Here is a 13,180-nt window from a genome sequence, read left to right as displayed (position 1 = left end):
CCGGGATCACCGGACCGGGGCGGCGGCGACGTCGGCCGGGCGTTCGGCGTCGTCCCAGCCGAACAGGCCGCGGACGAACCGCCAGCCGCCCTCGACCACGTCACCGGCGTCGGTGACGACCCGGTCGGCGGCCAGCATCCACTCACCCAGCAGCGACGCGGCGCGGTCCATGGTGCGCCGGGCCTGCTCGAAGTCGTCCGGGTCGGTGCGCAGATCCCACATCCGCAGCCCCTGCTCCCAGGCGTGCGCCCGGGTGACGTTGACAAGGACGCGCTGGCTCCAGTCGTCCAGTGGCCCGACGAGCTTGTCCAGTTCCAGTTGCCAGGCGTCGGAGAAGCCCCGCCGCAACGGCTGGATCTCGTCGTAGAAGATGTAGTTGACCAGCAGGTAGTCGGGGTTGATCCGGTCGTCGTCGGGCGCGCCCAACTGGTCCCAGGTGGAGATCAGGGCGAGCGCCAGGTCGTGGTTGATGTGCGCGTTGACCCCCAGGATCGCGGCCACGAGCCGGCTCACCTCGAGGTCGTGGCTGCGCTTGAACAGCACCTCCCAGACATCCGGGGTGTCCTCGTCGTCGCAGTTCCACAGGTTGAGGGCGGCGAAGTAGCGCTTGGCGAACTCGACGTCGAGCAGTTCCAGGAAATCCGGGGACGTGGCGTCTGTGCGCAGCGCCCGGTCGACCCGGCGGGTGATGATCAGATAGAGGTCGTTGAAGGCGGACACGCGGTTGTTCGTGGGGCTCGGGGGCAGGTCGTCGAGGATGCCCTGCACCGTCTCCAGCTTGGAGATCACACCGGCGATCCCGGTCGGCGGCTCGTGCAGCGCGTCGGCCATCCGTACGCGTAACGGCTCCCAGCCGCGCCCCGCCGGGATGGGCAGGTCCGACAGCGTGCGCCGCCGTTCCCGGAACATGTCTGCGCTGCTGCGGGCCAGCTCCCGATCGAAGGAAGTCACGGTTGCCAGCCTGCCGAGCACGGCGGCGGCGCACCACTGTGATGTCGGAAAAAAGTCGAGTGAAGCTCACACTTCTCGGACGAAAGAGGCCGGAAGACCCTGCGCGGCGTGACGCCGGGTCCGCCACCATGACGGGAGTCGCCAGGAGGCAAACCGGCTGAAGCGTACGAGAGGGGCGAAAACCGGATGACTCGCCGCCGCACGCACCGGCCACCCGCGCTGGTCAACCGCGCGGTCCTGGCCGTGCTCCGCTCGACCCGGTTGCATCGCCTGCTCGACGCGGAGATGTGCGAGCTGCGCTACCGGACCGCCGACGGTGCCCGCACCGTCGCCCTGCCGGTGCTGTACGCGGCCGACGGCGACCGATACGTGGTGCTCGTCGGCGACGCCCCGGACAAGAAGTGGTGGCGGCACTTCCGCCGGGAGGCCGCTGTCGAACTGTGCCGGGGCGGGCAGGTCCGCAACGGCAGCGGCCGGATCCTGCCGCACGATGACCCGGCGTACGCGGCGGCGGTCCGGACCCACGAGGACCGGCATCACGTGCCGGTCGAGAATACGGACGAGGTGTTGCTGATCGAGGCGGGGGCGCACTGAAGCGGCGGCGACCGGACGGAGGTCGCCGCCGCATCAGGCCGCACCGCTCAGCGCAGCGGCACGTCGAACCAGCTCGGGCCGGTCACCGTCACGCTGGCGTCGCGCGGATTGGTGCCCTGGTAGAGCGGGTCCTTGGTGTCGACGACCAGCGAGAGGTAGTGCCCGGACGGCACGTCCCAGGCGGTCAGCGGCAACCGCAGGTCCAGCGTGGTCGGCTCGCCCGGCTTGGCGTCCACCCAGCTGATGGGGGCCTGCGTGATCAGCGCTCCGCTGCCCACGGCGTTGACGTCGTACAGGTACGCCACGAGGGTGCCGTTGGCCGCGCTGGGCTTCACGGTCAGGTGCATCCGCGGCATGCCGCGGAGCTGCGTGGCCTTCAGCCAGTCCGTGCCCCACACGGCGGCCCGGCGCCGGTTCACGGCGGGCAGCCAGGCGTGCGGGGTGTGGCCGGTCAGCGCCTCGACGGTGTTGGACAGCACCACGACCCCGGAGTCCGCGATCGTGTCACCGGACGTGGACATCCGCGCGGACCAGTTGCCGGTGACCTCGTTGGTGCTCATGCCGCCGGTGCCGGTCCAGCTCGCGCCGGAGAGGTTGTAGCGCTTGGTGGTGCCGGTGACGTGGGCCCAGTCGGGGTAGTCCTCGACGTCGCCGTCGGTGTTGCGGACTTCCAGGACCAGGGGGTCGGCGGTGTCGATGCCGGTCTCGACGCCGCGCAGGTACTGGTCGAACCAGCGGTGGGTGCTGGTCCACACATGGTTCGGCAGTCCGGCGAGCCCGAGCAGTTCGGGGATGGCGTGGTCGCCCGGGGCGTACTCGAGGCGCTTCGGACCGTGGTAGGCGTTGAAGAAGTCGACGTGCTGGTTCGGGCTGAACACGCTGTCGCCGTACGCCTGGGCCATGAGGACCGCCGGGCGGCTCTTGTTGAGCTGGTCCAGGTAGGTCATCGCGGAGCGCTGGGTGCCGTACTCGATGAGTCCGGGGACGTTGCGCCCATCGAAGTAGTCGTCCGCGATCGCCTTGAATTCGTCACTGATGTGACCGACGATCCGGCCGACGGTGAGCAGCAGCCAGGTGGCCTGCGGGTGCCGGGTCTGGTCGGCGTAGAGCGACTGCACCAGGTCGGTCCAGCCGGACATCATCGACACCGCCCGGATACGCGGGTCGTGTGCCGCGGCCAGCAGACTGATGCCACCGCCGTAGGAGACCCCGCCGATGCCGATGTGGGCCGGGTCCGTGGGGGTGTTGGCGATGAGCCAGTCGACGACGGCACGGGCGTCGGCGACGTCCTTCGGTCCGGCCACATCGATCGTGCCGCCGGAGAAGTAGAAGCCGCGGGTGGTGTACGACAGGACGACGTATCCGTCCTGGGCGAACTTGGTGGCCTGGGCCAGGTATTCGGCGTCGTTGAGCCCCCAGCTGGCGACGAAGACGATCGCCGGGTGGGCGTTGCCGGTCGCCGGGGTCATCACGTTGGCCTTGAGGACCACACCGTCGGGTGCGGTGATGTCGACGAACCGCAGGGCTGGGCGGTTCGAGGTGACGGTGGCGGTGGTCGTGGTGGCGACCGCCGCCGTTGCCGGGCCGCCGACGATCAGGATCATCGCAGCAGCGAGCGAGGTCAGGATTCTGCGCAGCGTCATGCCGGGCCTCACAGGAACGGAGCCACACCCTGGTGGGGGATGGGGCTGGGGGTGTCCGGCGGCGCCTACCGGGCGGATGTTACCGTACGGTAACCGAGATGTTTCGGGTGACACAAGACATTGACAATTGTCAATTTTTATGCCTGGTGATTTCGCCCCGGACGGATGACGCGTCCCGGCGCCCGGTGCTGCGATTCTCGCGACGTCACACCACATCTGTGCGACGATCGGAGAGCCCGATGACAGCCCAGCCACAGCTGCAGGAACTCCTCCACGACCTCACGCAGGGCAGTGGACCCGTACTCGAGACCGTGGCCCGGATGAACGCCGACACGATGCTGCAGGGCGGCCTCGACGAACGGACCGCGATCATGTCCCGGTTCGCCGCCCTCATCGCGCTGGACGCGTCACCGGCCTCCTACCTGGTTCACCTCGGGGTGGCCGACCAGATGGGAATCGCCCCGGAGGACATCCGGGCCGTACTCATCGAACTGGCGCCCGTGGTGGGCAGCGCCCGCATCGTCTCCGCGGCCGCCAACATCGAGCGAGCGATTCAGCTCGCGTCCGGGTGAGCGCCGCTGAGCGGTGCGCACAGCGAGGGGAACACACACCATGGCTGATCCGATCAGCGAATTCTTCGAGGACCTGAGCCAACGCAAGCACGAACCACGGCTGAGCCACGTCACGGCGACGGTCCGTTTCGACATCGTCGACGGGCGGCAGACGAACTCGTGGCGGCTCGTCGTCCGCGACGGGCAGCTCGACGTCTCGCCCGGCGACGGGCCCGCCGACAGCATCGTCACCGCCGAGCGGGCCGTCTTCGAGGGCCTGGTCGGCGGCACGGTGAACGCCATGGCGGCCCTGCTGCGCGGCGAGATCGGCCTGGACGGCAACGCGAACCTCATCGTCTCGGTCCAGCGGCTGTTCCCCGGGCCCCCCGGGGGGCGCGCGCCGCAGACGATGGCCACGGCACAGGCGGGAGCGCCGGCATGAGCGACAACGACGTCCGGATCCTGGACGGCAACCACTTCGTGGTCAGCGACGGGCGGGGCGACATCGAGGCCTCACCGACGGACCCGGACGGCTTCTTCGCCAACGACACGCGGTACCTGTCGACCTGGGTGCTCACCGTCGACGACCACCGGCTCTCTCCCCTGTCCGTCGACGACCTGCAGTACTTCGAGACGCGGTTCTTCCTCGTCGTCGGCACGGGCACGGTGTACGTGGACGCCAAGCTCTCGGTGATCCGGCACCGCACCATCAGCGACGGTTTCCAGGAGCGGGTGACGGTACTCAACCACGCCGACGAGCCCGCCAAGCTGACCCTGAAGATGGCCGCCGGCAGCGACTTCGCGGACCTGTTCGAGGTGAAGGACGCCCAGAAGAAGAAGGGCTCCTACCACACCCAGGTGGAATCCGACCGCCTCGTGCTCGCCTACGAGCGCGGCCCCTTCCACCGGGCCACCGAGATCTCGACCAGCCAGCCCGCGCAGATCACCAACGAGGGTCTCACGTACGAGATCGAGGTGCAGCCGCACGACGAGTGGACCACCGAGCTGCGGGCCACGCCGGTGATGAACCGCAAGGACGGTCATCCGATCATCGCCAACGGCAAGCACCGCGAACCCCGGGACCTGCACACCGACCTGCAGGAGTGGATCGCGCGGGCGCCCAAGCTGGAGTGCGACTGGGAGCCGATGAAGGTCACCTATCGGCGCAGCATCGTCGACCTGGCCGCGCTGCGCTTCGCCCCGGCCATCGCCGGAAAGCACAGCCTGCCCGCCGCGGGCCTGCCGTGGTTCATGACGATGTTCGGCCGCGACAGCATCTTCACCAGCCTGCAGGCGCTGCCGTTCGTCCCCGAGCTGGCCGAGACGACGCTGCGGGTGCTGGGCCGGTGGCAGGGCACCCGGGTGGACGACTTCCGCGACGAGGACCCCGGCCGCATCCTGCACGAGATGCGCTACGGCGAGCTGAGCGCGTTCGAGGAGCGGCCGCACACGCCGTACTTCGGCTCCGCCGACGCCACCCCGCTGTATGTGGTCCTGCTCGACGAGTACGAGCGGTGGTCGGGTGACACCAACCTCGTGCGCGACCTGGAGTACGAGGCCCGCGCCGCACTGGACTGGATCGACCAGTACGCCGACCTGATGGACAACGGATACATCTCGTACGAGCGGCGCAACAAGGAGACCGGCCTGGAGAACCAGTGCTGGAAGGACTCCTGGGACTCCATCGCGTACCGCGACGGCCGGATCCCCGGATTCCCGCGGGCCACCGCGGAACTGCAGGGGTACGCGTACGACGCGAAGGTGCGCGGGGCGCGGCTGGCCCGGCTGGTCTGGCACGACAACGCGTACGCCGAACGGCTGGAACGCGAGGCCGCCGACCTCAAACGCCGGTTCAACCGTGACTTCTGGGTCGCCGACGGCGAGTACTTCGCGCTGGCGCTCGACGCGGACGGGACACAGGTCGACGCGCTCGCTTCCAACATTGGCCATCTGCTGTGGAGCGGGATCGTCGAGCAGGAGCGGGCACAGGCGATCGCCAAGCATCTGCTCGGGCCCCGGCTGTTCTCCGGCTGGGGAGTGCGCACCATGGCCGAGGGCGAGCACCGGTACAACCCGATCGGCTACCACGTCGGCACGGTGTGGCCGTTCGACTGCTCCATCATCGCGTGGGGCCTGCGCCGGTACGGCTTCAAGGAGGAGGCGGCCCGCGTCGCGGACGGCATCCTGGAGGCGGCGGAGTTCTTCAACGGACGGCTGCCGGAGGCGTTCGGCGGCTACGAGCGCGCGCTGACCAAGTACCCGGTGCAGTATCCGACGGCCTGCAGCCCGCAGGCGTGGTCGTCCGGCGCCCCGCTGCTGCTGCTGCGGACGATGCTGGGTCTCGAACCACTGGGTGAGCACCTGGTCGTGGACCCGGCGCTGCCCGAAGGGGTGGGCCGCATCGAGCTGCTCGACATCCCCGGGCGCTGGGGGCGCCTGGACGCGTTCGGCCGGGGGCGGGTCGCCATGGCGCCGGTGTCCGCCGGCAACGCGGGCGCGGCAGCACCGTGACGGAGGCCGGCCGGGGCCCGGCGGGCGCTCCCGTCAGGCCCCGGCCGGGACCGTGCCGCGCCGCCCCGCCGACGGGTGCCGGTCCAGCGCGCGGTCCAGCGCGATCGCGGCGTCGATCAGCGCCAGGTGGGTGAACGCCTGGGGGAAGTTGCCGATCTGCTCGCCGGTGAGCGCGATCTCCTCCGAGTACAGGCCCAGATGGTTCGCGTACGTGAGCATCTTCTCGAAGGTCACCCGCGCCTTGCCGAGCCGCCCCGCCCCGGCCAGCGCGGTGACGTACGAGAACGTGCAGAGGGAGAACGTCCCCTCCGAGCCGCGCAGCCCGTCCGGTGAGGCGGCCGGGTCGTAGCGGTACACCAGGCTGTCGGTGACCAGTTCGGTGTCCATGGCATCCAGTGTGGACAGCCACATCGGGTCGGCCGGGGTGACGAAACCGACCGTCGGCATCCGCAGCAGCGACGAATCCAGCACGTCGGTGGCGTAGTGCTGGCGGAACGCCTGGCGGGTCGGGCTCCACCCCCGGTCCATGATCTGCTCGTACAGCGCGTCGCGCTCCCGCTCCCAGCGCGCCACCGGTCCGGGCCGGCCGTGCTCGGCCGCCAGCCGGATGCCGCGGTCCAGCGCCACCCAGCACATCAGCCGACCGTACGTGAAGTCCTGGCGCCCGCCGCGGGTCTCCCAGATGCCCTCCTCCGGCTGGTCCCAGTTCCCGGCGACCCAGTCGAGCAGCTCGCACATCCGCAGCCAGCCCCGGTGGCCGGGAGCCAGCCCGTGCCGGTCCGCGACATACAGGCTGTCCATGGCCTCGCCGTAGATGTCGAGCTGCAACTGGTCCGCCGCGCCGTTGCCGATGCGCACCGGCGCCGAACCGCGGTAGCCCTCCCAGTGCTCCAGGGTCTCCTCGAACAGGTCGCTGGAGCCGTCCACCCGGTACATGATGTTCAGCGGGCCGCTGCCGTTCTTGTCGGCCTGCTCGGCGACCCTGTCGCGCAGCCAGAGACCCAGCGCCGCGGCCTCGTCCGTGAAGCCCATGCCGAGCAGCGAGTACACAGAGAACGAGGCGTCGCGGACCCAGGTGTAGCGGTAGTCCCAGTTGCGTTCCCCGCCGATCTGCTCCGGCAGGGCCGCGGTCGGCGCGGCCACCAGCGCACCGGTCGGCGCGTACGTCATCAGCTTGAGGGTGATCGCCGAGCGGTGCAGCGTCTCCCGCCAGCGCCCCGCGTACGTGGAGCCGCGCAGCCAGCCCGCCCAGAAGTCGACCGTCTCCTCGAACAGCCGCTGCGCCTGCGCGGCCCGCATCGGGCGGATCGGGCCCGCCGTACCGGTCTCCAGCATCAGTCCGCGCATCTGCCCCGCGGTCAGCCGGACCTCCCCGCGCACGTCGCCGTCCACTACCCAGCTGCGCGCGATCCGCTCGTCGTCCGGCTCCCGGACCAGATGGACCGTCACCGCCGTACGCGGGCCCTCGAACACCGCCCCGTCCTCGAACAGGCGCGTCTCGAAGCTCTCCCGGCCGTAGTCGAAGCGGGGGGCGATGTCGACCGCGAAGGTCATCTCCCCGCGTACGCAGCGGACCATCCGCACCAGGCGGTGACTGGTCGTGGCCACCGCGCCCGCGACCGGCATGAAGTCGACGACCTCACCGACCCCCGCCTCGGTGAGGAACCGGGTGACCAGCACCGCGCTGTCCGGGAAGTACAGCTGCTTGGTGGTGAAGACGTCGGCCGTCGGGCGGATCCGGAAGTGACCGCCGCGCCGCGCGTCGAGCAGGGCGCCGAAGATGCTGGGCGAGTCGAAGCGGGGTGCGCAGAACCAGTCGACGCAGCCGTCCGTGCTCACCAGCGCCGCGGTCTGCAAGTCACCGATGAGGCCGTGATCGGCGATGGGCGGATAGTCAGGCATGGCAGTCACCCTTCCCGTGCTTTCGTCCGATCATTCGGTCGCGGCCGACGGTCGGCATCATGCGCGGAGGATGATGCCCGCGCGCCCCGGCAGGGTGCAGGCTGCGCGGTGAACGTCCGCCGGTCTCGGGGAAGCAGGTAGAGCATGACTGAGCAGGTCAGGTCGGGGCGACCGTCGGCCGCGCTGCGCCGGGTGCTGATCCCGCTCGCGCTGGCCCAGTTCATCTGCAGCTTCGCCGGCTCCAACATGAACGTGATGATCAACGAGATCGCCACGGACCTGGGCACCACGGTCCAGGGCGTACAGCTCGCGATCACGCTGTTCCTGCTGGTGATGGCGGCGCTCATGATCCCCGGCGGCAAGCTGACCGACCGCTACGGCCGCAAGCGCTGCCTCAACGTGGGCCTGGCCGTGTTCGGTCTCGGCGCGCTGATCAGCTCGTTCGCCCAGGGCCTGCCGATGCTCATCATCGGCTACTCGATCCTGGAGGGCATCGGGACCGCGCTGCTGATCCCGCCGGTCTACATCCTCACCACGATGCTGTTCACCGACGTGACCTCGCGGGCCCGCGCGTTCGGCGCGATCAACGGGATGGGCGGAATCGGCGCGGCCACCGGCCCGCTGATCGGTGGCATCATCGCGACGGCCATCAGCTGGCGGGCCGCGTTCGTGTTCCAGGCGGCGATCATCGTGGTGATCGTGCTGCTGAGCCGTCGCGACGTGCGCGACCCGCTGCCCGCGGACGCCACCAAGTCGTTCGACATCACGGGCGCGGTGCTGTCCGCGGCCGGGCTCATCCTCGTGGTGCTGGGCATCCTCGCGGCCGACAACAACGGCTGGCTCATGCTCGGGCTGATCGCGGCGGGCGCGCTCGTGCTGACCTGGTTCTTCTTCTCCGTACGGGCGAAGGAGCGGGCCGGCCGCGAGCCGCTGCTGACGCTGGCGCTGTTCCGCAACCGCACCTCGAACCTGGGCCTGGTCACCCAGAACATCCAGTGGCTGGTGCTGCTGGGCATCTCGTTCACGGTGTCGGCCTACCTGCAGGTCATCTACGGCTACAACCCGATCCAGACCGGCCTGATCCTCACCGCCGCCACGGCCGGCCTGCTGCTGTCGTCGGCCGCCGCCGAGCGCTTCGCGACGCGGCGCACCCAGCGCGCCCTGATCATGGCGGGGTTCGTTCTCACGGTCACCGGCATCGTGCTGTTCATCGCCCTGGACGTGGTCTCCACGTCGGTCCTGGCCTACCTGCCCGGCCTGTTCGTGATCGGGTTCGGGGTCGGCGCGATGCTCACGCCGTCGGTGAACGTCGTGCAGTCCGCCTTCCCGGACAACCTGCAGGGCGAGATCTCCGGGCTGTCCCGCAGCGTCTCCAACCTCGGCTCGTCGCTGGGCACCGCCATCGCGGGCACCATCCTGGTCGCGGGGATCACCAAGACCCCGGAGCGCTCGTATGGCCTGGCCCTGGCCGTACTGGCCGCCATCGGACTCGTGGGGCTGGTCGCCGCCTCCTTCCTCCCGGCCACCCGGCCGCCCGCCCCGGCCGGCGAGTCACTGCCCACTACTCCGCATCCCTACGCGAAACACAATGAAAGCGGCATTCCGGGGTTTACCTCTCCGCAGGATGCGGATAAAAGCACGGCGACGCCCGACCCTACGGCGGATTGATCTCACCACTCAGCGTGAGGTAACTTGAGCCCCGATCACGGGGAGTAACACAGCGCGTTCGCTGGCAGGACGGCGTCCAGCCGGCTGCGCCATATCGGTGCACGCCTTCTCCTCCGTGCGGACGACCCTCGGAGGAGATTGATGAACCCCCGCCTCACCCGTCCGCTGCTGGCTCTCGCCATCAGTGGCGCCCTGCTCGCGGGCAGCGCGGCCGCCGCCTCGCCGGCCTTCGCCGACACGACCGGCCCGCTGCCGGACCCGGCCGCCGCGGACACGACCGCCCCGGTCGGCACGTTCACGCTGAACAGCCGCGCGCTCTGGATCGGCCAGTCGGTGCGCCTGACTCAGGGCCCGGTCACCGACAACGTGAGCGCCCCGGAGCAGGTCACCCGCACCGTTACGTGGGGTGACGGAACATCCGACACGCTACTGGCCGGCACGGTGGCGACGCCGCACGCGTACACCCGGAACGGCCGCTTCACGATCACGGTGACCTACACCGACGAGGCGGGCAACAGCAGCACCACCGCGACCGCCGTCACCATCACGACCCCCGGCACATTCCGGATCAGCAAGACCTCGGTCTGGCGGTACGAGGACATCGTCGTCACGTTCTCGAACGTCCCCGCGGGCACCACGAAGATCGCCTTCGACAACGGCGACGGCTACGTGCCGATCCTGAAGGGCAAGAACCAGCGCGTCACGATCCTCTACGACACCCGCAAGGGCGGCGGGGTCGTCAAGGGCCCGGTCACGCTGCGAGCGACCTTCTACAACCAGTACGGCGCCTCGTCCCCGATCCGGATGGGCACCGTCAACGTCAAGGTGGACAGCTGGCGGCCCGTCCCGAAGATCACGAAGCCGCTGCACGCCAACCGGCTCCGGTCCTGGAAGTACGTCAAGGGCACGGCGACCGACCGGGGCGCCGGTCCTTTCCGGGCCGAGGTCCACGTCACCCGGGTCACCGGCAACAAGGTCTACTGCTACACCGCCAAGCGCACGTGGAAGCGCGTGACGTCCGACGCGCAGTTCGACAAGTACTGCGTGCCGCCGCTCTACGTACCCGTCACCAAGGGCAAGTGGTCGCTGCGCCTGCCCGGCCTCGCCAAGGGCAAGATCTACATCGAGGTGTGGGTGCAGGACCTGGCCGGAAACTGGAGCAACCGCGCCTTCGCCACGGCCAAGATCACCCGAAGCTGATCCGACGTACGGAACGAGCGGGTCACGCGTGCGTGACCCGCTCTCCCGGCTGACGGTGGCCGGGTCGCGGCATTGTTCCGAAGCTGATCACCCGCCGACGTGGGACCACGCACGCCCGGCGCGCACGACGCGTCATCCCAGCCGGAGACCGTGCTGGTCGAGGGCGGCCTCGATGATCCCGAGCGCCTTCGGCCCCATGCCGTGCAGCTTGGCGAGTTCCGCGCGCGGCACCCCGGCGAGCTGACGGAGCGACGAGTATCCCGCCCCGGTCAAGGCCCTCGTCGCGGGAGCACCGATCTTCGGCAGGGTGTCGAGGGACGAATCCACAGGGCGATGCTAGCCGCACCATCCGGAATCGGTGCCCGGACCTAGTATGCGGAGCATGACGCGATTCGCCGACGAGGATCTGCACGGTGTGGAGTTCCGCGAGTGCGATCTGACCGGGGCACGCCTGATCGGCGTCGTCATGCAGGACGCCGTGATCGACGGGCTCATCACCAACCTCGTGGTCAACGGAGTCGAGGTCACGGAGTACGTCGAGGCGGAGCTCGACCGGCGTCATCCGGTGCGGGTGCTGATCCGCTCCGACGACCCTGCCGATCTGCGCGAGGCATCGCATCAGCTCCATGCCGGCTGGTCCGCCACGATCGAGCGGATCCGCCGTACGCCCGGCATCGAGCGCCGCAGCGTGAACGACGAGTGGTCGGCGGTGCAGACGCTGCGCCACCTGGTCTTCGTCCACGACTCGTGGTTCCGCCGCTGCTGCCTGGGCTCGACGGAGCTGTTCACGCCGATGGGCATCGGGACGACCGTCGAGCCCTACCGTGGCGCGCACGGGCTCGACCTCTCGCTCGATCCGGCCCTCGACGAGATCGTGAGCGTGCGTGACGCCCAGACCGCCGAGCTCGAGGCCTGGCTCGACGAGGTCACCGCAACACAACTCGCCGCGCGAGCGCCGGTGCCCGACGACGACGTCTGGCCCCCGTACGCCCGCGGCCGCTCGGTGCGGCAGTGCCTCGGCACGGTGCTCAACGAGACCTTCGAGCACCACGGCTTCTGCGTCCGCGACCTCGACCTGATCGAGGCACAGGACGCCGACCAGGGCCGGCTGCAGACCCGGCATCCCGCTGGCTGAGGACACCTCGGCTTGTGGTTGCTAGTGACCCGGCCTGCGGCCGGGGGATCGTCCGTAGAGGCGGTGGTAGTCCGACCTGAACCGGCTGGAGTTGGTGTAACCCCAGCGGGCGGCGACGTCGGCGATGGCGGTGCCGTCGCCGGGCACGAGATCGGTGAGTTCCTGGTGGGCTCGGTCGAGCCGGACCCGGCGAAGGTATTCCGTCGGGGTGGTGTCCAGGTGCAGGCGGAAGGCGTGCCGGACCGCGCGGACCGTGACACGGGCGGCGCGGGCCACGTCGACGAGGCTGATGTCCAGGTCCGCATTGGCATCGATGAACCCGACCGCGCGGGACAGAGCCGCTGGGGTCGCGTCGGTGCGGTCCTGGTAGCAGGGCTCGGGCGCGCAGGAATTCGGGAACGTGGTGAGCAGAGTCGCCGCGAGCAGCCGGGTCATCGGCCCCACCATCAGGGGATGGGCGATGAGATCGGCGGCGTTCGTCAGGCTCTCGGTGACGTAGTCGACGACATGCAGCCAACGGCGGGTGTCTCCGGGGTGGGCCGGGCGCCGGGCGGTGAAGCGCACCGGACGCGGAGGGTCGTCGGGGTGGTTGCGGGCGACCTCGGCGATGGCCTCCGGTGGGATGGTGGCCACGGACCACAGCACATATTCCTGCCGCACATGCTGTGGCTTTTCGGGCGGCACGTGCAGGGCGAGATCGCCGGGGCCGAGACGCTCGCCTGTCGCACAGTCGGTGCGTACGCCACGGTGGACCCGGGCGACCATGGCCATCGTGAACGGAGCGTTGGCGCGGTACTCGGCGGTGCTCTGATAGTCGACGGAGTCGAGGTGGAACGGTCCGGGCCCGAGCCGGACGTGCCGGAACCGATAGGTGGCGCGGTCGCCGCTGAAGGCGATGGGCGTGTCGTAGGCGGCCGACAGGTATTCGCGAGCGCGGTCGGGGTCCGTGGTGTCGAACTCGACCCGGTACCGCGGTGGTTCCCGGGTGACTCTCGTGGCGGTCAATCCTGCCTCCTCATCGCGAT

The 13,180-nt window shown here is 69.8% G+C and carries 12 protein-coding genes; 7 read left to right on the top strand and 5 right to left on the bottom strand.

Annotation, left to right across the window (positions count from 1 at the left end; all coding sequences use genetic code 11):
- Window positions 1–6: 6 nt before the first annotated feature.
- Window positions 7–951 carry a DUF5995 family protein gene (locus ACMCNN_RS07455; protein ID WP_412745436.1) on the bottom strand — a complete coding sequence of 315 codons (945 nt, stop codon included), beginning with the start codon at window positions 949–951 and terminating at the stop codon, window positions 7–9.
- A 186-nt stretch (window positions 952–1,137) separates the two neighbouring features.
- Between ACMCNN_RS07455 and ACMCNN_RS07450 the strand changes: the two genes are divergently transcribed.
- Window positions 1,138–1,545, top strand: coding sequence for a hypothetical protein (locus ACMCNN_RS07450; RefSeq protein ID WP_412745435.1), 408 nt, complete (start codon window positions 1,138–1,140; stop codon window positions 1,543–1,545).
- A gap of 47 nt (window positions 1,546–1,592) precedes the next feature.
- Here ACMCNN_RS07450 and ACMCNN_RS07445 read toward each other — a convergent pair whose 3' ends face one another.
- Entirely contained in the window at window positions 1,593–3,188 is a 1,596-nt protein-coding gene (locus ACMCNN_RS07445; protein ID WP_412745434.1) for a CocE/NonD family hydrolase, read from the bottom strand.
- A 239-nt stretch (window positions 3,189–3,427) separates the two neighbouring features.
- Between ACMCNN_RS07445 and ACMCNN_RS07440 the strand changes: the two genes are divergently transcribed.
- From ACMCNN_RS07440 to ACMCNN_RS07430, 3 genes are read left to right on the top strand one after another with little or no spacing between them, the layout of a single operon-like run.
- A complete protein-coding gene (locus ACMCNN_RS07440) occupies window positions 3,428–3,760 on the top strand; it encodes a carboxymuconolactone decarboxylase family protein (protein ID WP_412745433.1) in 333 nt (110 codons plus the stop codon).
- Window positions 3,761–3,800: 40 nt separating this feature from the next.
- Window positions 3,801–4,181, top strand: coding sequence for an SCP2 sterol-binding domain-containing protein (locus ACMCNN_RS07435; RefSeq protein ID WP_412745432.1), 381 nt, complete (start codon window positions 3,801–3,803; stop codon window positions 4,179–4,181).
- Window positions 4,178–6,250, top strand: coding sequence for a glycogen debranching N-terminal domain-containing protein (locus ACMCNN_RS07430; protein WP_412745431.1), 2,073 nt, complete (start codon window positions 4,178–4,180; stop codon window positions 6,248–6,250). Before ACMCNN_RS07435 ends, ACMCNN_RS07430 begins: the two co-directional genes overlap by 4 nt.
- A 33-nt stretch (window positions 6,251–6,283) precedes the next feature.
- Here the strand turns inward: ACMCNN_RS07430 and ACMCNN_RS07425 are convergent, their stop codons facing one another.
- Window positions 6,284–8,152 carry a glycoside hydrolase family 15 protein gene (locus ACMCNN_RS07425; protein WP_412745430.1) on the bottom strand — a complete coding sequence of 623 codons (1,869 nt, stop codon included), beginning with the start codon at window positions 8,150–8,152 and terminating at the stop codon, window positions 6,284–6,286.
- 144 nt (window positions 8,153–8,296) lie between these two features.
- Here ACMCNN_RS07425 and ACMCNN_RS07420 point away from each other — a divergent pair, with 144 nt between their 5' ends.
- Together ACMCNN_RS07420 and ACMCNN_RS07415 are read left to right on the top strand one after the other, a co-directional pair.
- A complete protein-coding gene (locus ACMCNN_RS07420; RefSeq protein WP_412745429.1) occupies window positions 8,297–9,820 on the top strand; it encodes an MFS transporter in 1,524 nt (507 codons plus the stop codon).
- Between the two features lie 141 nt (window positions 9,821–9,961).
- Complete coding sequence (locus ACMCNN_RS07415; protein ID WP_412745428.1) at window positions 9,962–11,020, top strand: PKD domain-containing protein; 1,059 nt, start codon at window positions 9,962–9,964, stop codon at window positions 11,018–11,020.
- Between the two features lie 132 nt (window positions 11,021–11,152).
- On the opposite strand, the gene ACMCNN_RS07410 is transcribed toward ACMCNN_RS07415, so the two are convergent.
- Window positions 11,153–11,347: a DNA-binding protein gene (locus tag ACMCNN_RS07410; RefSeq protein ID WP_412745427.1), complete on the bottom strand. Its 195-nt coding sequence runs from the start codon at window positions 11,345–11,347 to the stop codon at window positions 11,153–11,155.
- 55 nt (window positions 11,348–11,402) lie between these two features.
- Between ACMCNN_RS07410 and ACMCNN_RS07405 the strand changes: the two genes are divergently transcribed.
- Window positions 11,403–12,155: a DinB family protein gene (locus tag ACMCNN_RS07405; protein WP_412745426.1), complete on the top strand. Its 753-nt coding sequence runs from the start codon at window positions 11,403–11,405 to the stop codon at window positions 12,153–12,155.
- A gap of 21 nt (window positions 12,156–12,176) precedes the next feature.
- Here the strand turns inward: ACMCNN_RS07405 and ACMCNN_RS07400 are convergent, their stop codons facing one another.
- A complete protein-coding gene (locus ACMCNN_RS07400; RefSeq protein ID WP_412745425.1) occupies window positions 12,177–13,160 on the bottom strand; it encodes a helix-turn-helix transcriptional regulator in 984 nt (327 codons plus the stop codon).
- Window positions 13,161–13,180 lie beyond the last annotated feature (20 nt).

It is taken from the genome of Krasilnikovia sp. MM14-A1004, from assembly GCF_047159485.1.
Classification (GTDB): Bacteria; Actinomycetota; Actinomycetes; order Mycobacteriales; family Micromonosporaceae; genus Actinoplanes.
Note: the sequence above shows the minus strand (reverse complement) of the source record. Positions and strands in the feature narration are given on the sequence as shown.